The organism is Acinetobacter sp. L-24 (assembly GCF_056857555.1).
The window spans coordinates 262031-284275 of sequence record NZ_JBSXNI010000040.1; the positions used below are offsets into that span (position 1 = coordinate 262031).

At 45.9% G+C, this 22245-nt stretch carries 17 protein-coding genes and 1 rRNA gene; 7 read left to right on the forward strand and 11 right to left on the reverse strand.

Going from position 1 to position 22245, the window contains the following annotated elements:
• Nucleotides 1-115 precede the first annotated feature (115 nt).
• From parC to AC13CK_RS07925, 5 genes are all read right to left on the reverse strand, one after another.
• The gene (gene parC / locus AC13CK_RS07905) at nt 116-2335 is read right to left on the reverse strand and encodes a DNA topoisomerase IV subunit A (protein ID WP_482831058.1); all 2220 of its coding nucleotides are present in this window, start codon (nt 2333-2335) and stop codon (nt 116-118) included.
• A gap of 165 nt (nt 2336-2500) precedes the next feature.
• Nucleotides 2501-3820 carry a niacin transporter NiaP gene (gene niaP / locus AC13CK_RS07910; protein ID WP_482831059.1) on the reverse strand — a complete coding sequence of 440 codons (1320 nt, stop codon included), beginning with the start codon at nt 3818-3820 and terminating at the stop codon, nt 2501-2503.
• 129 nt (nt 3821-3949) lie between these two features.
• Nucleotides 3950-4594 carry a trimeric intracellular cation channel family protein gene (locus AC13CK_RS07915; protein ID WP_004644893.1) on the reverse strand — a complete coding sequence of 215 codons (645 nt, stop codon included), beginning with the start codon at nt 4592-4594 and terminating at the stop codon, nt 3950-3952.
• 61 nt (nt 4595-4655) lie between these two features.
• Entirely contained in the window at nt 4656-5120 is a 465-nt protein-coding gene (locus tag AC13CK_RS07920; RefSeq protein WP_482831060.1) for a YchJ family protein, read from the reverse strand.
• Between the two features lie 73 nt (nt 5121-5193).
• Nucleotides 5194-6771 (reverse strand): TerC family protein, encoded by a 1578-nt coding sequence (locus AC13CK_RS07925; RefSeq protein ID WP_174894110.1) that lies wholly within the window; start codon nt 6769-6771, stop codon nt 5194-5196.
• A gap of 332 nt (nt 6772-7103) precedes the next feature.
• Here AC13CK_RS07925 and AC13CK_RS07930 point away from each other — a divergent pair, with 332 nt between their 5' ends.
• Complete coding sequence (locus AC13CK_RS07930) at nt 7104-7724, forward strand: LOG family protein (protein WP_004281026.1); 621 nt, start codon at nt 7104-7106, stop codon at nt 7722-7724.
• A 65-nt stretch (nt 7725-7789) separates the two neighbouring features.
• On the opposite strand, the gene AC13CK_RS07935 is transcribed toward AC13CK_RS07930, so the two are convergent.
• Both AC13CK_RS07935 and AC13CK_RS07940 read right to left on the reverse strand, forming a co-directional pair.
• Nucleotides 7790-8764: a hypothetical protein gene (locus AC13CK_RS07935; RefSeq protein ID WP_114541479.1), complete on the reverse strand. Its 975-nt coding sequence runs from the start codon at nt 8762-8764 to the stop codon at nt 7790-7792.
• A gap of 153 nt (nt 8765-8917) precedes the next feature.
• The gene (locus tag AC13CK_RS07940) at nt 8918-10735 is read right to left on the reverse strand and encodes a choice-of-anchor I family protein (protein ID WP_482831061.1); all 1818 of its coding nucleotides are present in this window, start codon (nt 10733-10735) and stop codon (nt 8918-8920) included.
• 178 nt (nt 10736-10913) lie between these two features.
• Here AC13CK_RS07940 and mdtD point away from each other — a divergent pair, with 178 nt between their 5' ends.
• From mdtD to AC13CK_RS07970, 6 genes are all read left to right on the forward strand, one after another.
• The gene (gene mdtD / locus AC13CK_RS07945) at nt 10914-12305 is read left to right on the forward strand and encodes a multidrug transporter subunit MdtD (protein WP_195725454.1); all 1392 of its coding nucleotides are present in this window, start codon (nt 10914-10916) and stop codon (nt 12303-12305) included.
• Nucleotides 12306-12371: 66 nt separating this feature from the next.
• On the forward strand, nt 12372-13151 hold the full coding sequence (locus AC13CK_RS07950; protein ID WP_004644887.1) for a glycoside hydrolase family 25 protein: 780 nt from the start codon (nt 12372-12374) through the stop codon (nt 13149-13151).
• A 53-nt stretch (nt 13152-13204) separates the two neighbouring features.
• The gene (locus AC13CK_RS07955; RefSeq protein ID WP_482831062.1) at nt 13205-14221 is read left to right on the forward strand and encodes an MBL fold metallo-hydrolase; all 1017 of its coding nucleotides are present in this window, start codon (nt 13205-13207) and stop codon (nt 14219-14221) included.
• A 20-nt stretch (nt 14222-14241) separates the two neighbouring features.
• Nucleotides 14242-15297, forward strand: a complete 1056-nt coding sequence (gene dinB / locus AC13CK_RS07960) for a DNA polymerase IV (RefSeq protein WP_482831063.1) — start codon at nt 14242-14244, stop codon at nt 15295-15297.
• Nucleotides 15298-15519: 222 nt separating this feature from the next.
• Complete coding sequence (gene shiA, locus AC13CK_RS07965) at nt 15520-16830, forward strand: shikimate transporter (RefSeq protein ID WP_253159502.1); 1311 nt, start codon at nt 15520-15522, stop codon at nt 16828-16830.
• Nucleotides 16820-17176 carry a RidA family protein gene (locus AC13CK_RS07970; protein ID WP_005101539.1) on the forward strand — a complete coding sequence of 119 codons (357 nt, stop codon included), beginning with the start codon at nt 16820-16822 and terminating at the stop codon, nt 17174-17176. Before shiA ends, AC13CK_RS07970 begins: the two co-directional genes overlap by 11 nt.
• 55 nt (nt 17177-17231) lie before the next feature.
• On the opposite strand, the gene AC13CK_RS07975 is transcribed toward AC13CK_RS07970, so the two are convergent.
• The 4 genes from AC13CK_RS07975 to rrf all read right to left on the reverse strand — a co-directional run.
• Entirely contained in the window at nt 17232-17780 is a 549-nt protein-coding gene (locus tag AC13CK_RS07975; protein ID WP_004732580.1) for a DUF2726 domain-containing protein, read from the reverse strand.
• A 398-nt stretch (nt 17781-18178) separates the two neighbouring features.
• Nucleotides 18179-20587, reverse strand: coding sequence for a YgiQ family radical SAM protein (locus AC13CK_RS07980; protein ID WP_425879279.1), 2409 nt, complete (start codon nt 20585-20587; stop codon nt 18179-18181).
• 222 nt (nt 20588-20809) lie between these two features.
• Nucleotides 20810-22003, reverse strand: coding sequence for an MFS transporter (locus tag AC13CK_RS07985; protein WP_253113949.1), 1194 nt, complete (start codon nt 22001-22003; stop codon nt 20810-20812).
• A 152-nt stretch (nt 22004-22155) separates the two neighbouring features.
• Nucleotides 22156-22245 (reverse strand): 5S ribosomal RNA (gene rrf, locus AC13CK_RS07990); the annotation flags it as partial.

The window sequence follows — 22245 nt, forward strand, 5'->3', positions numbered from 1 at the left end:
CAACTGTTTTTTTCAATATCACACGCCATTTTTAGACTTGTATATGTGCGATATTGCATCCATCTTGTTGAATCGTTGTTCATATATAACGTATTTCGCAGGATGGATGCTAGTCTTATCTTTGAATCAACAGTTTATTTGCTTTTTGATATCCGCGTGGTAAAAGCTGTCCTTTTGCACCGCGCTTACCGATATATTTGCGCAAATCATCCCCTTTTAATTTTAACTGCTGTTGTCCTGCAAGCACTTGAATTATTTCATCAAGCTTGAATATTGTCATGGACAAAACTTGATCACCATCTTCAAGTTGTATCAATTTATTTCCTTTACCTTTGTTCAATACAGGTAATTCTGCTAAATCGATAATCAACAGGCGTCCTGCTGAACTGAGCAGTGCAACATGCGTGACATCATCGAGTGGCTGCAGGTTCATGACCTCTGCCCCTTCAGATAAATTCAGGAAAGCTTTCCCCGCTTTGGCACTGGTATCCAGCTGCTTGGCTTGGGTTTTAAAGCCATAGCCTTTGTTGCTTGCTGCTAGAATTTCAGTTTCATCCTCTGCCACCAGAACCTGTTTAAAACCTACCCCGCTGCCTGGAGACAGTTTTGAACTGAGTGGTTCGCCGAGACCACGCGCAGATGGCAGCGTGTTGATGGCCAAGGCATAGCTACGCCCAGTGTCATCTAATACATAAACGCGTTGGTTGGATTTGCCCTGTGCATGACTCAAGTACTGATCACCGGCACGGAAATTCAGATTTTCTGCATCAACTTCATGGCCTTTGGCACAGCGAATCCAGCCAGCTTCTGATAACACCACCGTCACCGGATCGGCCGGCAACATTTCAGTTTCATTGATTGCAGCAGCTTCGGCACGCTGTACGATTGGCGAACGGCGATCATCACCAAATTTCTTGGCATCGTCTTTCAGTTCAGAAATAATCAGGCTTTTTAAAGATTCCGGATTGGCCAGTTGTTCACGAATTACTGCAGCTTTCGCTTCCAGCTCTTCCTGTTCGCGGCGCATTTCCATTTCTTCAAGCTTGGCCAAATGACGCAATTTCAGTTCCAGAATCGCTTCGGCCTGAATCTCGTCAATATTAAAACGCTGCATCAGTACCGGCTTGGGCTGATCTTCTTCACGAATAATCTGAATCACTTCGTCAATATTTAGATAAGCAATGATCAGACCACCAAGAATATGCAGGCGTTTTTCGATCTTGTTCAGATGATATTGCAGACGACGCGTTACCGTGGTTTTACGGATCTCAATCCATTCCAGTAAAATACGACGAATCGATTTCACCTGTGGACGGCCATCGGCACCAATCATGTTCATATTGACACGATAACTGGATTCCAGATCGGTGGTGGCAAACAAGTGACTCATCACCGATTCGGCATCAATGCGATTCGAACGCAGGACAATGACCAAACGGGTTGGATTAGCATGATCCGACTCATCCCGCACATCGCTGACCAGTGGCAGTTTTTTGGCCTGCATCTGATCGGCAATCTGAGTGATGATTTTGGAACCTGACACCTGATATGGAAGTTCAGTAATAATAATTTCGTTTTTATCTATGGTATATACCGCACGCATGCGGTAGCTGCCACGCCCTGTGGTCTGAATTTTTAACAGTTCAGCAGGCGGGGTGATAATTTCGGCTTTTGTCGGCAAATCTGGCGCAGGAATATAGTCTGCGATTTTTTCATCGGTCAGGTTCGGATTACGAATCAGCGCAATCGTACCTTTGACCACTTCACGCAGGTTATGCGGTGGAATGTCAGTGGCCATACCGACTGCAATGCCAGTGGTACCATTCAGCAGAATATTCGGTACACGTGCCGGCAAGTTCACCGGTTCTTTCATCGAACCGTCAAAGTTGTCCTGCCATTCACAGGTGCCCTGTCCCAGTTCAGACAGTAATAGTTCACTGTACTGGGAAAGCTTGGCTTCGGTATAACGCATCGCTGCGAAAGACTTTGGATCATCTGGTGAACCCCAGTTGCCCTGCCCTTCAATAAACGGGTAACGATAACTAAAGGGCTGTGCCATCAGCACCATGGCTTCATAACAGGCCGAATCACCATGCGGATGGTATTTACCCAGTACGTCACCGACTGTACGTGCCGATTTCTTTGGTTTGCTGGTCCATTTCAGGCCCAGCTCACTCATGGCATAGACAATCCGGCGCTGTACCGGTTTCAGGCCATCGCTAATATGAGGGAGTGCCCGATCCATAATCACGTACATGGCGTAATTCAGATAAGCTTGTTCGGTAAATTCTGCTACGGAGCGGTTTTCTGTCGCATGATGCGCAAGGCTTGTCATAACAACCTATAGTCCTAAATAATTCGTTTTTGTATCAATGTTTCTTATGCTAAGTCGTGGCTGTAGATGACACAAGGGCATCAAATCGTTCAGCGCGACAATTTGTGTCTTATGGCCTAAAAATATCCACTTTATAGGCCCTAAGCAACTAAAAAATCATTCCCTTTATAAGCCCATCGATTCGAGGGTCTTGCCTTTGGTTTCTTCACCCAAGACCAGAATCACAATCGCGACAGCGACCAGAACTGCCGTAAACATGGTAAAGACATAGCTAAAGCCATTCGGCATACCCATCAGATGGGTTACAGCAAAAGGTGCCGCGATACCGCCAATCCGGCCAACAGCCCCGGCCCAGCCTGAACCAAAGGCACGGATATTGGTCGGATATTGTTCCGGCGTATAAGTATAGAGTACGCCCCAGGCACCCAGATTAAAGAAGGACATCAGACAGCCCCAAATCACGATTTCAGTAACACTACCCGACTGACCAAAGAAATAGGCAGAAATCGCGCACATGCCAATAAAGCCGGCCAAAGTCGGCTTACGACCGAGTTTTTCGACCAGCCATGCCGCCACCAGATAACCGGGCAACTGCGCCAGAATCATAATCAGCACATATTCAAAAGACTGGACAATGCTATAGCCTTCTTTGACCAGTAAACTTGGCAACCAGGTAAAGATGCCATAATAGGAAAAGATAATACCGAACCAGATCAGCCAGAGCATAAGCGTACGGCGCGCAAAGATACCCGACCATAACTGGGAAAATGAAATATTCTGCTTCTCTGCGACCGGTTTCACTTCAAAAATTTCATAGACTTGAACGCCACATTGACGCTCAATCTTTTTCACCAGTGCCGAAGCTTCCTCTATACGGCCACGGTTAATCAGGAAAGGAATAGATTCCGGCACCATTTTCCAGATCACGATGGCATACAGCGCAGGCAGGCCACCAATCATGAAAGCGGTTTGCCAGCCAAAATCTGGAATGATAAAGCGCGATACTAGCGCCGCGACCAGCCAGCCCAGCCCCCAAAAACTTTCCAGCAAGACAATAAAACGGCCACGTACATGCGCAGGAATATATTCACTAACCAGCGTTACGGCCACGGGTAGCTGACCACCCAAGCCCAAACCGACGATAAAACGGAATACCAGCAGCCAGGTCAGATCCGGTGCAAAAGCACAAGCTGCAGTGGCCAGGCTATAAATGACCAGGGTCGCAGCAAAGACTGTTTTACGGCCAAAACGGTCTGCCAGGCCACCTGAACAAATCGCCCCGATCGCCATGCCGACAAAACCGATCGATACCACCCAGCTTTTTTGATCGGCACTCATCTGCCAGTCTTCAGCCATTTTTGCCAGGATAAAGGAAATCAATCCGGTATCCATCGCATCAAACATCCAGCCCAGTCCAATCACCACCAGCAAGGTGTAGTGAAACCTACCAATCGGTAAGCGTTGTATGCGAGAAACTAAATCCATAACAAAAATCTCTGATCAGGTGGAACGGGAGATGCTGCTTTCTCAACAGGTGGGCTGCTTTATATTTTTTATACTACGAATTGAGCTGAATGCGGCTATTTTTATTGCCGCACTTTATACATTTAAAAATTAAGATTCGTCTTTGGAAGATGCCGAGTGCTCATCATCATCTTTATAAATGAATTTTGGCATTTCCAGACCAAAATAGATGGCGATCAGACGTAAGCTAAAACCAAAAATCAGGGTAGACAAAATGGTCAGATCCTGCGACAAGCCGTAGTGGCTACAGAGCCAGTAAAAGATCACTGAAACAAAGGCAATACTGGCATACAGTTCACGGCGGAACACCAGCGGCACGTCATTACATAAAATGTCACGCAAAATCCCGCCAGACACTCCGGTCAAAACACCCGCGACGGCGCTGACCACAAAACCATGTCCCATTTCCAGGGCAATCTGGCAGCCAATAATGGTAAAGCCAATCAGGCCCAAGGCATCCAGCACCAGGAAGACATTACGTAACTGTCGCATCCATTTGGCAATCAGGATAGTGACGAAGGCTGCGCAACAGGTCAGCACCAGATATTCGGGATGTTTGACCCAGGTCAGGGGATAATGTCCGAGCAGAACATCGCGGACCGAACCACCACCCAGTGCAGTAACACAGGCAATAATCATCACGCCAAACCAGTCCATGCTGCGCCGGCCAGCGGACAGTGCTCCGGTCATGGCTTCAGCGGTAATTGCAATAATATAGATGACGGTCAGTAACATCGCCCTGCTTCCACCTGAGGCTTTGAGATGGCGGCTATTCTAAGCTAAATCTGTGTGAAAGTTATAAGAATCCGGCACAACATTGCTTAAATTTTTTCCCCGAGCCACAAATGCAGGCCTGTTTCATGGTGATGGTCTGGTCTGTCGTCGGATCCAGAAAATACCAGCGACCTTCAAACTTCACAAAATGCGAAGCTTCATGATGCACCTGTGCCTGCTTGCCATCATGATAATGTGCCTTAAACTCGACTAAGGCATGATTTTTATCTAATTTTTCATTGACTTGAACAATTTCAAGCTTTAACCATTGATTGGCTTTACTCCATTCACTAATTGCCTGCAGGTCCAGCGCTTGTTGCTGACCCAGCGCAGTCGTGGTTTTGATGTAATCGATTTCATGCTTCGCGAAGGCGCTATAACGGGAACGCATGAGTTGCTGTGCGGTCTCTGCGATCCGTTGTCCTGCATGCAGCGGCTGACAACAGTTGTGATATTCGCCTTGTCCACATGGACATGCTTCTGACATTTTCAGTTCCATAAAAATAGCCCGACAATGCGGGCTATTTTAGCAAACTTTAAAGGCCAAACATGGCTAGAGTCTAGTCCTGTGCAGGAAGCTGCGGAATGATATGCACTTTATCAATCTTATGACCGTCCATGGTGACGACCTCAAAGATATGCCCATCTGCTTCAAACTTTTCACCGCTATGTGGTAAACGTGCCATATGAAATAACACATAGCCAGATAAAGTCGAATATTCTTCGGTTTCATTGACCAGATCACGATCCAGCAGCAAAGAAACATGACGGATATCGGTAGAACCATCCAGAATCAGGCTGCCATCTTCCAGGCTTTCTGCAGCAGCTTGCAGCTCATCTTCATCCGGAAATTCACCGGCAATTGCTTCAAGGATATCAATTGGCGTGACAATCCCTTCAATCGAACCATATTCATTCAGGACAATCGCCATTTGCAATGGAGCCTGACGCAATTGCTCCATCACCATCAGGACCTGGGCATTTTCATGCACGATCACCGGTTCACGTAAGTGCTTTTCAAAATCCAGCACCCCGGTTTCAATGTATTCGTTCAGGACTTTATGGGTCAGTACCACCCCGGCAATATTATCGAGTTCACTACGCGCCACGATCAGACGTGAATGGCTCATTTGCAATAAATGTTCTTTGATACTGTCGGGCTCATTATCTAGATCAATCCATTCCAGTTCAGGACGTGGTGTCATCACCGACTTGACCGGACGTTCTGACAGACCCAGTACCCCCTGCACCATGACACTGTGATAAATGCCGTTTTCATCATTAAAGACTTCATCAGCAAAGGCACGCGTCGCCAGAACATCTTCCGGTTCAGACGAATCATTGTCCTGAGCAGGTTTGCCACCGAGCATCCGCATCACTGCTGAAGCAGTCCGGTAGCGCATGTCGGTGGTGGTCACCATTTTTTCCTGATTGCGTTTCATGGTCTGGTTAATAAATTCGACAATCACCGAGAAGCCAATTGCAGCATACAGGTAACCTTTCGGAATATGGAAACCGAAGCCTTCGACCACCAGCGAGAAGCCGATCATCATCAGGAAGCCCAGACACAGAATCACCACGGTCGGATGTCTGTTGACGAAATCCATCAGAGCTTTGGATGCCCAGAGCATAATCCCGATGGCAATAATCACGGCAATCATCATCACTGACAGGTCTTTGACCATACCAACCGCAGTAATCACGCTGTCTAATGAGAATACGGCGTCCAGCACCACGATCTGGACAATCACCATCCAGAATACCGCATGGACCGGATTTTCTTCTTTGATGACGGGTTTGGCTTCCAGACGCTCATGCAGTTCCATGGTGCCTTTAAACAGCAGGAACACCCCACCAAACAATAGAATCAGATCGCGGCCCGAGAAAGCATGATCAAAGATGTGGAATAGTGGATCAGTGAGGGTCACTACCCAGGCAATCGAGGCCAGTAAGATCAAACGCATCAGCAGGGCCAGCATCAAGCCGACAATCCGCGCCGTATTACGTTGTTCTGGTGGCAGTTTCTCCGCCAAAATAGCAATGAAAACCAGATTGTCGATCCCGAGTACAATCTCAAGAACAATCAACGTGAGTAAACCGACCCAGGCTGAAGGGTCTGACATCCATTCAAAGATCATACGCTTGGCTCCTGAAGCTCAGGACTGCAGCATGGAATCACCTGACGCTGTGACACAGCAAAACAGAATTTTTTATATTGAATAAGATCAATTATTTGGCGTAGATTTATAAAGTTAAACGGCCAACTACCACTACCCATCGTCGTTCTATTGTTGTGAAACCAATTTTCAGTATAGCAAGATCAATTTGAAATTCACCTGTTTTCATAGCTGTTTATCGATGAATTTTGCTGAGCCCTATTGCAGTGAAAATGTCCCTGCTCACAGAATTGTCATATTTGTTAATTAAGCTATAGTCACAAGAAAGAAAAATGATAAGGTGAAGAAAATAAATGCAAAGCGTAATTCAAATGACAGATTATTTTAAAGAAAACTCCCCAAAAACAACACGCCCTCTAGTGGCTCTCTATTGTGGTTCACGTGCAGGCAACAAACCAGTTTATTTAGAAAAAGCCATTCATCTCTCGCAAGGACTGGCAGAACATGGTTTCGGGCTGGTTTATGGTGGCGCCAGTATTGGCTTGATGGGACAGGTCGCGGATGCCATGATCCAGCATGGCGGTGAAGCCGTAGGGGTGATTCCCGAATTTATGCTGGATTATGAAATTGCCCATAACCAGCTCACTGAATTACATGTGGTGACCAGCATGCATCAACGCAAGGCTATGATGGCTGAGCGGGCCTGTGCCTTTGTGGCATTACCGGGTGGACTGGGCACGTTTGAAGAAATTTTGGAAATTGCCACCTGGGGGCAGCTGAACCAGCACCAGAAACCGATGATGCTGTATAACGTGAATGGTTTCTATGATGCCTTGATTGCACAACTGGACCGTGCCGTCGAAGATGGTTTTTTACCGCCACAGCATCGCGCCAAACTGATCATTTGCGAACACGAAGAAGAAATTTATACAACTTTAACCAATTTAGGCCATCCGCAAAGATTCGTAGTCTAAACTTCTCAAGCAAGAAAAAAGCGAGCCAGATGCTCGCTTTTTTCTTGGATTTTTAATATCAGGACTTATTGACCATAATTCGTCACAAACTCATAAAACATCGGCAAAGTCGTTGCCAGAATGACCGACATGGCCAGACCGAACATCAGTTTCATGGCATCTGCACTGACATTGCGTGACGTACGATGTTTGTTGACTTCATCCAGAATCATCGACATGGCAAATTCACGACCTGCAAGTAATCCCAGGAATACCCAAGTGGTACTCATTGGAATATTGCTCCACTCTTTGAAGATCAACAGGATAATGGCATACAGGAAGTCGATAATCGTCGCAGCACGAATGTCGGTCACACCGGTTTTGGTATCGACAATTTTCTGGATGGCCCCACCACGTTGATACAGAATCACGCCCAGCAACACTACGAATACCGCAATCGCAAACATCAGGAATTCAAACGGTACCTGACGCGGCACATACACGAAGATGTTAGCCAGATCCTGAATCAGCCATTGACTCCACAGGAAACCGGTAGAAACCCACTGCAAGCCCATCCAGACCTTGGAGTGCTCCTGATGACGTGTCTTGGCAAAATGCCGTGCCAGCTGCTTGACCACAAAACGATAGATGACAATCGCTACAATAAAGGCGACGGCATAGCCCATCATCGATTTGACCATCATCGAGCCTAAGCTGGCGGGAGAGAAAATCGTAAGCACCAGGAAAGTGGTACTGACTGGAATCCCGTATTTGGTCAGCATCAACAGCAAAATTGGCGGCACAATGTACAGCCAGGTAATGCCACCTTCAGGGAAAGGAATCGTTTCTAAACGACCGTATGAGGCATCACCCACCCCAGATGCATACCAACCATAGACCAATACGACAATTAAAATTGAGCTGATATAAATCCACAACACCCACCATGGGCGATGTGAATTCGAAGAAATAAATGTCCCTAGGGTTTGAGGTACATCATTTCCGACAATAGAGTAAGCGGCCAAACAGAAGCCGATCACCATCAAAATCTCGATTGTCATAAAAACAAACCTATACGCGAGGAGATTTCAGCACTGCTGAAAAGTTGGCCCAAGATTATGACGGTTTTATTTCATTTTAATGACAAGACTGTCATATATACGGTCACCTTACAAAAAAGAGCACCGAAGTGCCCTGAATTTAAAAGCTTTTGACTACTTGAGATTTACTTGATAAATCGTGGTGCTGCCACTGACTTCATGGCCGACCACCAGGAGGGGTTTCTTGTTCGGGGAGTCTTTTGCCGGAATAAATACCAAACCTTCCGGTCCTAAATCACCGGCTTGTCCTATTTCAATCTGCTCTGTGGTCGCTTTAAAATCACGTGAATTGATATATTGCACGAAGACTGGTGATGCAGGTGTAGACACATCATAGACCATGATGCCACCGACACGCTCCAGCCCAATAAAGGCAAAGGTTTTTTGACCAATCTGCCCCAAGGTCACCCCTTCAGGTTCCGGCCCTTTATTGTCACTGCGATTATCCAGTCCGGCTTCTTCATGATTAAAGTTGAAAATCTCAGGATGATGTTTGGCAATATACTGCTCAAACTGATCACCCGAATCCCATACCAGTTCTAAACCGGTCTGTTGATCATTTTCCACCCAGATACTGACCGAGCGGGTACCAAAGCTATATAAATGATCATAGACCAGATTGCCCCGTTCATTCAGTTTGGCTGTACCATCGGCATTTTTTTGATAGCCTTCGGTCCACGTAATATTTAAACGGCCCAACAGATGATCTTCACGGCAGTCTTTGGCATCCCCTACAATAGCACCGCAGTAGGCAAAGTTAGTTGGATTGAGTTCTGCACCTTTGGCCAATACCCGAAGATGGGCTGGTAAATCATCACCCAGACGGCGGTCAAAGCCTTTGGCATGCACCAAGTGTTTCACCCGCCATTCTTCTACAAAGCCTTGGCTGGTATCGTTATTGAAATATGCAGGATTGTTTTCACCCCAGGCACGGGCATCGCCTTCATTGGCAGACACAATATAGGTTTTGCCGGCGACCTCGAAACTTGCAATCGCATCTGGCATATATAAGCCACGGACATTGGCCCAAGTTTGAATATCGATTTTGCCTTTACCCTCGACACCATCCGCATCGCTGACATCCATACCATGACCCTTCATGCCATGATCTTTAAAGCCAAATGGATAAACAGCGAGCACCTTGGCAGAAGCCACATCAATTTTGGCCAAGGCATTGTTTTCCTGTAAGGCAACCCAAGCAGTTTTTCCATCTTTTGAAACAGTGATGTACTCAGGTTCAAAATCCTGAGCTGTGCTGGCCTTTGGTCCGAAAATGCGGATGCCCTGTTCACGCAATGCTGCTTCCCATCCATTAAAGGCCTTAAAGTCTGCTGTACGAACGATCGGGGCTTTTAAATTGGCCAGACTAATGACAGACACTGAACCTTCTGGATCGACCTGATAATCATCAGAAGGCTCGCCTTCATTGGCCACCAGCAAGCTTTGACCATCCGGTGTGAAAGTCAACATGTCCGGCAAGGCACCCACCTGTACGTGGGCCAGCTTACTCAGGTCTTTGGCCTGATATAAGGCCACATAGCCAGGATCGGTTTTCACAGCAGCCTGAATCGCAATGGCGACAATGCCATTATGTACCGCGACACTGTTGACCTCAGCCTCTGGCGCAATGTCATCGACCGTGATAGATGTTATTTTTTTCGGCTGATCAGGTCGACTTAAATCCAGTACATCCAATACGCCTTCTTTGGCATTGACCACGAATAGGCGTTGACTCTCGGCATCAAAGGCCGGAATTTCTGCTGCACTTTGCGCAAACATACCCGATTCATAAGCAGCTAATTTGCTTAACTCGATCGAGTTCGGTGTAGCCTCGACGATTGGAACCGGTGTTTCATTTTCATTCTCACTTCCACATGCCACCATCCCCACAGCCAGCATGGCCACTATCAAAGACTTTAATTTTAATTTCATTTTTTTGTTGATCTATCATGAAGAATTCGTGACCAATTTATAACCAGAGCATTGCAGTGCCATGACAGATCGGTTGCAGTTCCTTGACACAACACTGCTATAAAAGTTGAAACGCTTTATATACGACAGACTCGGCTGATTCCTTTAAACTATTCAAAATTTTCAGTTTTCCAGAATTATGAATGCCACGCCTACGCATCAAGCCTTAGATCCCGAGTTTAGACTGCTGGTCTTGTTGGTCTCGATTGGCTTTTTCATGCAGGGGCTGGATACCACCATTATTAATACCGCCTTACCTGCAATTGCCCAAAATTTGCAGGAAGATCCGCTACGCATGCACAGTGTGGTCGTGGCTTATGTGCTGTCTGTGGCGGCCTGCATTCCCTTAAGTGGCTGGCTGGCAGACCGGTTCGGGGTCAGAAATACATATTTTGCTGCGATTATTATTTTCTCTTTGGCCTCTTTGGGCTGTGCCTGGTCAAGTAGCCTGAATGAATTATTGGTGTACCGGATCTTTCAAGGGATCGGTGGTGCATTATTGCTGCCGGTCGGCCGTTTGGCGATGCTGAAGATCATTCCCCGTACCCAATTTCTGGCCGCCATGAGTCTGATGAGTCTGGCCGGTCTGATTGGTCCGTTGATTGGCCCGACCCTAGGTGGCTGGATGGTCGAATATCTGTCCTGGCACTGGATTTTCCTGATCAATCTGCCGATTGGCTTGCTGGGCGCACTGATTACCTTTAAGGCCATGCCGAATGTACTTGAACCTACAGTCGCCCATTTTGATTATTGGGGCTTTATCTTGCTGGTCGTGGCCATGGTGGGCCTCTGTCTCGGAATTGAAAATTTTGCCAGTCCACACAACTCGCTGTGGTGGAGCCTCAGCCTGATTCTGGCCGGTTTATTGGCCACCCTGATTTATGCCTATCATTCACATACGCATAGCAACGCGCTGTTTCGCAGCCAGTTGTTTAAAAATAAAATTTATGCGATTGGCATTTTGGGTAATTTCTTTGCCCGTCTCGGCGGCAACTCGATTCCGTTTTTATTGCCTCTGATGTTGCAAGTCGCATTCGGTTTTGAACCTTTTATTACCGGTTTATTGATGATTCCGACTGTGCTCGGTTCGCTGGCCTCCAAACCGATTATCCGCAACATCATTCAGCGTTTTGGCTATCGCCGTGTCTTGCTGGTCAATACTTTGCTGGTGGGTCTGTGTATTGCCAGTTTTGCCCTAACCACAGCGGAAACCCCTATCTGGCTCCGTGCGATTCATTTCTTTATCTTCGGCATTTTAAATTCACTGCAATTCGTGTCGATGAATACCCTGACCTTAAAGGACTTAAGCCAGCAGGATGCCAGTAGCGGCAACAGTTTCCTGTCGATGATCATGATGCTGTCGATGAGTATCGGGGTGGCACTGGCAGGAACACTGGTGAACATGCTGAGTGCCTATTACGGCGCTGACAATCTGGTGGCTGCTTTTCATGTATCACTGATCTGTTTAGGCTGCATCAATATTATTGCGGCCTATATTTTCTGGCATATTCCTAAAAATACCCCGGTTTGATGCGCTATATTCACTTTGGGCTGATTGTAAGTTTTAGGCTAAATCACATATAGGCAAGGACTGAAAATGCAAAAAAATCAGGCTCCGAACAGAGTTCATAAATCGCTCTTGATTGGGCTGGGCATACTGATCACTGTGATTACGATCGCCATGGTCTATCTCTGCCTGATGAAAGCACCGTCTGCCCATGCAGCCGATTATCCTATTCAGGGTTTTGATGTATCGCATCATCAAAAAGAGATTCAGTGGCAGCAGATTTCGCCTGAAAAATACCGTTTTGTTTATCTGAAAGCCACTGAAGGCGGCGACTTTAAAGATACCCGTTTTCAGGAAAATTGGTTGAAAGCACGTGAACGCGGCTTTCTGGTCGGTGCCTATCATTTTTACCGGCTCTGCCGCGATGGCAGCATTCAAGCCCAGAATTTTATTGACTCCGTACCCAATAAACCGGATGCCTTACCGCCAGTAATTGATCTGGAATATGACAGCAAATGCATCAATACCTATTCTAAAGAGCAGCTTTTAAACGAAATTCAGGTGATGCACGATGCCCTGAAAAAGCATTATGGCAAGCAGCCGATTTTCTATATTTCTAAAGCTTTTTATAATATTGTACTGGCAGGACACTTTCCTAACGTACCACTCTGGGTACGTGAATACAAAGGTCTGCCTGATTTAAAAGATCAGCCTAAATGGACGTTTTGGCAACATACCAGTCAGGGGAAAATTCCCGGTATTACCACACCGGTAGACCTGAATGTTTTTTATGGCTCAGAACAGCAATGGCTGGATTTTCTCAAAAAGAATGCGATTGTAGTACCTTCATCTGAGAATAAAGCGAAATAAAGCTGATCGCCTGAAAACAAGTTCTTTATAAAAACAACAAGGAAATAAAAAGATTGAAATGGATAAAAGGCATTTTACTCGGTCTGGTGATTCTACTCCTACTCATCGCGGGTATGCTGGCTTATCTGTTGCAAGCTTCGGGCAAGGTTAGTGACTTTAAAGCGTGGCAGCCGCAAACCGGTATATCCGTTCACGGGCTTACAGTCAATTTTTTTGGTGTGTCCACCCTGTTACTCGATGATGGCCACGATCAGATCCTGATCGATGGTTTCTTTAGCCGGCCATCTTTGCGGCAAGTAATTACTCGACCTATTCAAAGTGATAAGCTGCTCTTAGAACAACTGGTGCAACACCATGAATTGAGCCGAACCCAAGCCATTCTGGTCAGTCACTCGCATTATGATCATGTGCTAGATGTACCGGCCTTACTGGAAATGCTTCCCGAAACCGTTGTCATCGGTTCGCCGAGCACCCTAAATATCGCCAGGGCAAACCCTAAAGTTACTCCACAGCAATTACAGCCGATTAAGCCTGGGCAAGTACAGCAATGGGGACATTTCCAGATCACTGCAATTCCCTCACAACATACACCGCCCACAGCGGTAAATGATGATTTAGGCGAAGAGCTGCTGCAGCCTTTCACCCTTCCGGCTAAATTTTCCGAATTTAAGGAAGGTGGCAGTTTCGACTACCTGATTGAGCATGCAGGACATAAAATTCTGGTCAAGGCCAGTACCGGATTTATTCCAGAGCAATTGCAGCATCTGAAAGTCGATACCCTGTTTTTAGGCATTGCCCAGCTTTCCAGACAATCCGATGCCTATCAGCAGCAATATCTGGCTGAAACCCTGAACCTGCTCAAGCCCAAAGTGGTGATTCCGGTGCATTGGGATGATTTTTTTCAGCCTTTAAACCAGCCGCTGCAATTTTTACCCCGTCTTGCCGATGACACCCCAAAAAGTTTGCAACTTCTGATTCAGGCTGCCGAGAGACAAGGGACAAAAGTCGTCCTGCTCAGCGAACCGCAGCCCTATTTACTCAACTCAGCCTTCGCTTCCCAATCCGATTAAAGCCCCTTAAGATAGCGTACATGCGCAAAATTATTCATATCGATATGGATGCGTTTTATGCCTCGGTTGAGCTGCGTGAACGTCCAGAACTGAAAGACTTACCTGTGGTGATAGCCTCGCATCATCCTCGGGCGGTGGTCGCGGCTGCCTCCTATCCGGCACGGGTTTATGGCCTGCGTTCTGCCATGTCCATGGGGCAGACGCGCAAACTGTGTCCTCAAGTTATCGTGATTGAGCCAGATTTTGCCAAATACCGGCAGGTATCGGCACAGATTCATCAGATCTTCCAACAATATACTTCCCTGATTGAACCACTTTCTCTAGATGAAGCCTTTCTGGATGTCACAGAAAATTTAAAACAAATCCCAAGTGCTACCGAAGTCGCCATGCGAATTCGCGAGGATATTTTTCAAGCCACCGGATTAACTGCTTCTGCTGGTGTAGCGCCCAACAAGTTTCTCGCTAAAATTGCTTCGGACTGGCACAAACCGAATGGCATCTGTGTGATTAAGCCGTCACAAGTACAGCGTTTTATCCAGGATTTGCCACTGAAAAAAATTCCCGGCGTCGGTAAAGTCACTCAGGAAAAACTGAAAAGCCTGAATCTAGAAACTTTAGGCGATTTACAGCAAATTGATGAAGCCTTACTGATTCAGCAATTTGGCAAATATGGACGGCGGCTATTTTTGTATGCTCAAGGCATTGATGAACGGCCGGTCGAAGTGGAACGGGAACGTCAGCAAATTTCCAAAGAAACCACTTTTGATGATGACCTACATCTAAACCAATGTCGCCCCTATTGGGAACCTTTACTTGGACAGGTATGGCAAAGCCTGCAAAAGAAACAGCTTTCGGCTCGCGGCGTTACGGTCAAATTAAAACTCAAGAATTTTCAGGTGATGCAACACAGTAAAAGTTTTAAACAGGTGCTGCGTAGTCCACAGGAATTAGCCCAAGCCTTGGACTTACTGCTCGATGAGCTGCATATTGCCCCGCAGATGCAATTCCGGCTGATCGGCGTCGGCGTGTATCAGCTCAGCGTCCCCGAGACTGAAACCCAGTTATTGCTGCTCTAAACCTTTTTTGATCACGTTTTAGGCATTGGTTTAAAAATACGGCAACTTTGTTTTTACATTTTGATTTTTTAGAGTACTCTATCTGCGCAATGCATTATCCATGTATGTGCCGAGATGCTGAAAATCACCTTTACTTTCAGCATGCTGTCCTGTGATTAGCGTGACGATCAAATCCGAATATTACAGGGCAACTCTGATGTAACTCATGGAATCCCCTCCTGCATGTCTTCTGTAAATTCTTCTGTTGTTCAAGAACAACGCGCACGTAAAGCTGCGCTATCTAGTTTTGTTGGTGCTGTTGTCGATTGGTATGATTTTCTCCTTTACGGCATTGTTGCAGCCTTAATTTTTAAAGATCAGTTTTTCCCTAGTATTGGCGAGAACATGGGCACCCTGGCGGCACTGGCCACCTTTGGGGTCGGCTTCCTGTTTCGTCCTTTAGGTGGTGTGGTATTTGGTCACTTTGGTGACAAGCTCGGCCGTAAAAAAATGCTGGTACTTACGGTAATCCTGATGGGAATTTCCACGGTCGGGATTGGTCTGCTGCCAAATTTTGAAGCAATTGGCTGGTGGGCTCCGGTGCTACTGGTGTTTTGCCGTGCCTTGCAAGGCTTTGCTGTCGGTGGTGAATGGGGCGGCGCAGCTCTGATGGCAGTTGAAAATGCACCCAAGGGTAAAAAAGCCTTTTATAGCAGTGGCGTTCAGGTCGGCTATGGTGTTGGCTTGGTATTGGCCACCGGTGCAGTGTCGATTATTATTGCGACACTGGGTGAAGAAGCCTTTGCCGAGTGGGCATGGCGTATTCCCTTTCTGGCCAGCATCGTACTGTTAGCTGTGGCGATGTGGATTCGCCGTGATCAGGATGAATCTCAGGAATTTGTAGAAAAGGTGGTCAAAGCAGACCATCATCCAGAAAAGCTGCCAATCTTGCAAGCCATCAGCAAACATCCAAAAGCTTTCTTCTATATCATTGCCTTACGTCTGACTGAATTACTGACCATGTATCTGGTCACCAACTTTGCCCTGAACTATTCCACCAGCAACCTAGGCATGGACAAACAGTTCTTCCTGAATATCACGCTGATGGTCGGGGTAATTAGCTGTTTCAGTATTCCATTTTTTGCCTGGCTGGCGGATAAATTCAATCATCAGAAAATGTGTGTCTGGGGCGGTTTGATTGGTGCGCTTTCAGCCTTTCCATTTTTTATGGCGCTCGATGCACAAAACACCTGGATGATCATTATGGGGGCAATTTTACTGGCGAACGTCGCACACGATATGGTGGTCAGTGTCCATCAACCGATTTTCACCTCCCTGTTTGGCACAGAATACCGCTACAGCGGTGCCGGAGTTGGCTATCAGGTGGGGAGCATCATTGGGGGTGGTTTTACCCCATTTATTGCAGCGGCACTGGTGATTTGGGCGGATGGTTCATGGCATTATGTAGCCATCTATCTGGCGGTGGGTTGTCTGCTGACTGCACTGGTCGCAGCCCTGATGCCCAAAACTCAGGATGAACAACATGACAGTTGAACGTTTACACGTATCGAAACGCTTTTCGGAAATTGCTATTGCCGGTAATCTGGTGCATCTTGCCGGCCAGCTGGCCACAGATGTCGAACTGGATATTAAAGGACAAACCCAACAGACTTTAGATATTATTGACCAGTTTCTGGCAGATGCCGGCACAGACAAAAGTCACATCATGTCGGTAACTATCTATTTGAAAGATATTGAAAAGGATTATGCAGCCTTCAATGAAGTCTGGGATGCCTGGGTCGCTGATATCGAAGCCCTGCCTCGTACCTGTGTCGAAGCAAAACTCTATGATCCACGGGTATTGGTCGAGCTGACCGTCGTGGCGGTTAAACCGGAATAATGTTTCAAGATCGATACTCATAAAAAAAAGTATGCTTCTGGCATGCTTTTTTGTTTTAACCGACTGCTTTAATTTTACTGCGCTCTAAATCCGAATATAAATAATATTTTTTCAGATCATTGCTAACTGTATATTTGGGCATTTTCTGCATTTGCGCTTGCTCCTGCAAGAAGTCCTGGCGCAACTGATAATATTCCGGCACATCATCGTAACGAATCACCCGATAACCGGCCATGGTTAGTAATGCATCCTGAAAACCCGTCTGCTGGGGACGCTTTAAGATTAAGGGATCATCCACTCCCACCACGGCTAAAATCTGGTGCTGCTGATCCAGAATTACAAAATCTGCAGTCAGGTTGCGGTACTTATGTCGAGTCCGGTTAAATTTAGTCGTCATTAAGGCATCATAGGAAACATGTGCCAGAATAATGTATTCAGGTAAGACTTCTCTCAGGCGAGTGAAGGTCAATTGCTCATTCAGGTTAAAAATAGCACGTTGCTTTAACGCACTGTCTTGTGGTTTGGAATTATTTCCGAGCTTTTTCCATGCCATGAGCACGACACAGAAGAGCAGGAAACTCCCAATCATAATATAGGTGGTCATGCCTAAATCCTTGCATTCTTATAATCATTTTTGTTTTATTGTTGTGCAGTATAAACCCACGCTTTATTTTAAATAGAGCTAACAACCAATCTGTTTAAATACCCATACAACCGGTATCAAAACTCGATTCTATGTTACCTAAAGTGACATCTCTCTAGATGCCAATGAAAGTGGATTTAAAGTACTGATAATGCACTCTAAAACATCCATGGAATTGATCGCAATACATATCTGCCCAACTGTAGGACAATTCCGACAAAGTGTTATTTTTATATCACTTTTTTAAAGAACTTAGTCCAAATAATATATTCTTTTACACTTTCAACGCACAAGCTCAGGCTACGTTACTTTACCCAAGAGCTAAAAAAAGACACCGAAGTGTCTTTTTATTAACTTAATTATGCACGTGATTTGGGCTTCGCTTTAGGCTTTGGCCCACCAAACGGTTTTTTGGCATCACCCGTTTCACGTGGTGGTAAACCAGTGTGCTGGGTCAGAATTTGACCACGCTCAGGACGTTTCTTGGTATTTGAAGGACGTGACTGAGCTTGTGCAGCCTTGCTACGATTCCCTTGCTCACCGGTACGTTTTTGCGAATCACCGGCAACCGTCGAATTCTTCTTACGCGCCGATTGATACTGACCGTCTGCACTGCCTACAGGCTGATAAGTCGGAATTAAATGCTGTTTCGAATTACCAATCAAATCCTGACGACCCATTTCTTTCAGGGCTTCACGCAGTAAAGGCCAGTTGTTTGAATCATGATAACGCAAGAAAGCTTTGTGCAAACGACGACGCTTCTCACCTTTCACAATGTCAACATTTTCAGTATAACGCGCCACTTTCGCCAGCGGGTTTTTACCCGTGTAATACATAGTAGTTGCAGTCGCCATCGGTGATGGATAGAAGGTCTGTACCTGATCGGCACGGAAACCATTCTTCTTCAACCAAATCGCCAGATTCATCATGTCGTAATCGGTGGTGCCCGGATGCGCCGCGATGAAGTAAGGAATCAAGTATTGTTCCTTACCGGCTTCTTTACTGTAACGATCAAACATTTGCTTGAAGCGGTCATAGGTACCAATACCCGGCTTCATCATTTTATTGAGTGGACCTTTCTCGGTATGTTCAGGCGCAATTTTTAAGTAACCACCGACATGATGGGTGACAAGTTCTTTGACATATTCAGGGTTTAAAACCGCAAGGTCATAACGTAGGCCTGAACCAATCAGAATTTTTTTAATGCCTGGTAAAGAACGTGCTTTACGATATAACTGCGTCAATGGCGCATGGTCGGTATGCAGGTTTTGGCACACGCCCGGGAATACACATGACGGTTTACGACAGTTCTTTTCAATCTCAGGATCTTTACAGGCCAGACGGTACATATTGGCTGTTGGGCCACCCAGGTCCGAGATAATGCCAGTAAAGCCTGGAGCCGTATCACGGATTTTTTCCACTTCACGCAGAATCGATTCTTCAGAACGGTTCTGAATAATACGACCTTCATGTTCCGTAATCGAACAGAAAGTACAGCCACCGAAACAGCCACGCATGATGTTCACAGAGAATTTGATCATGTCAAACGCAGGGAAACGGGCATTGCCATAAGCAGGATGCGGCAGACGTGCATAAGGCAGGTCAAACACATAGTCCATCTCTTCCGTAGTCAACGGAATTGGCGGTGCATTCAACCAGACATCACGTTCACCATGCTTTTGCACCATGGCACGCGCATTCCCCGGATTGGTTTCCAAATGTAGAATACGGTTGGCATGTGCATAGAGCACTGGATCTGCAGCAACTTCTTCAAAAGTAGGCAAACGGATTACGGCCAATTCGCGCGGCGGTAACTTATGTTTAATCGCTTTAGAAGCCGGTTGCAGTTGCACAATTTGCGTATCAGGATCTAAGTCATCCCCTGCTCGCACAATCGGATTGGCGACATGTTCTTTTTGGAAACCTTGGTACTGACTAGAATCCTTGCCTTGTTCAATCTCACAACCCTCGATATCTTCAGTCATGACATAAGGGTTAATAATTGGATCAACACGGCCAATCGCATCCACATCATTCGATGCGATTTCAACAAATTTGGCTTTCGATGGGCGGTTGTGTTTATTCACAATAAACGCTGTACCACGAACATCGGTAATATCTTGGATTTTTTCACCACGCGCCAAGCGATGCATGATTTCAGTGATTGAACGCTCACCATTACCGTACATCAAAAGATCGGCTTTTGAATCCATCAATACTGAACGACGGACTTTGTCTGACCAGTAATCATAATGCGCAATACGACGTAAGGATGCTTCAATACCGCCCAATAATACCGGTACATCCGGATAAGCTTCACGGACACGCTGGCAATACACGGTTGCCGCACGGTCTGGACGTTTGTTTGGCTGATTGTCTGGTGAATAGGCATCATCAGAACGGATTTTACGGTCAGCCGTATAACGGTTGATCATAGAATCCATATTCCCTGCTGTTACACCCCAAGCAATATTCGGTTTACCCAAAACGCGGAACGCATCCACGCTGGTCCAGTCTGGCTGTGCAATAATGCCGACACGGAAGCCTTGTGCTTCTAGCGTACGACCAATAATGCCTGAACAGAAAGACGGATGATCGATATAAGCATCACCACAAACTAAAATAAAATCACAGCTGTCCCAGCCGAGTTGATCCATTTCCTCGCGTGACATCGGCAAAAATGGCGCAGGGTCAAAACAAGACGCCCAATATTTGTCGTAATCAAACAACGCTTTTGGCGCAGTCTGCATGGTATAAGCAGTAGACATGGCTAGCAATTCTCGGCTGGCAGATGATAGGAGATCTAAAAATAAGATCAAAGATGAAAGCCGATTATTTTACCATGAATCAGGTCTAGCTTGCTTGATTATAATTTATACAAAATCAGAGACTAACTGAACCACTTTCTATTTGTCACTTGAATCTAAAGTTTAAATATATCAAAAAAGAAATTTATCTTATTTATGAGGAGGAAAGCTTGGACAGAATCTCTAATTTGAACGGAGTCTTAAACTAAATGCCAAACCTGTCAGTAATAACGCTGTGATAAACACAGTTAATCCTATCCAGCCATAATTTTCCCATACCAATCCGCTTGAGCTCCCCAACACGCTTGAACCCAGGTAATAGCAAAATAAATACAGCGACGAACCGACTGCCCGATACTGTAACGACTGGATCGACACCCAGCTACTGGCAGTCGAATGGGCAGCGAAGAAAGAAAAAGTAAAAATCAGCAATCCGATAAAAACAACAACCAACTGATTAATCAGCATCAGCGCCAAGCCCACAAGCATCATCAGGATCATGGCTGCCAATATTCTGAATTTGCCATAATGCCGTCCCCAGTGTGCTGCTCGAGGGGAGCTATAAATACCGGCCAAATAAGTAATCGAAATCACGCCAATCCAGACATGAGATAATTCAAATGGCGCTTGGATCAAGCGATAACTCAGATAATTAAATACCGAGACAAAGCAGCCCATCAAGATAAAACCTTGCAGGAATAAAACCCGAAGTTTTGGATCAGCGAGATTCTGCCTAAATGAGTTTTTAAAACGATTCAGCTTGATTGGATAGGCTTTAAAATGTTGCGAAGCGGGTAATAGGTAAGAAAATAATCCAGCGATACAAAGATTTAAGATACCGATAATCAAAGTGGCAGATTGCCAGGAGATAAAATCCACTAAAACTCCGGCAATTAAACGCCCTCCCATACCACCTATCGCTGTGCCAGAAATATATAAGCCCATGGCAAAACCGATATCTTTTTCTGCAATTTCTTCTCCGATATAAGTCATCGCGACCGCAGCGACACCACTGACTGTCAATCCAATCATTACTCGTGTGGTCAGAAACACGGACCAGATCGGCAATATTGCACTTAATAGTAATAATACTGAGACTGAAAACAGAGACCAGACCATAATCGGCTTACGACCGAATCGGTCTGATATTAGTCCAGTAAAAATCAGGCCAACTGCCAAGGCAATGGTAGAAAAAGATAAAGGGAAACTGCTTTGAGTCGGGCTGACCTGGAAATAATCAGCCAGAATCGGCATCATCGGCTGTACGCAATACAGTGATGAAAAAATGGCAAAGCCAGCAAGGAATAAGGAAAAAAGCACTGCTTTAAAAGCAGAAGAGCCATATTCAATATGGCTTGAAGATGAATTTGAGGACATATCCGCTCCATAGACCGGTTCAGTATACGCCTCTCAATTTTATTTTTATGTGATGTTTCAGTCGAAATAGCACATAAATAACATTTATTTGACTAAATTCCACGCATAAAAAAATCCCCCTCTGCCTTGGCGGAGGGGGATTTCGAATAATGAGCTGGCGATGACTTACTCTCACATGGGTAACCCCACACTACCATCAGCGCTAAGAGGTTTCACTTCTGAGTTCGGGAAGGGATCAGGTG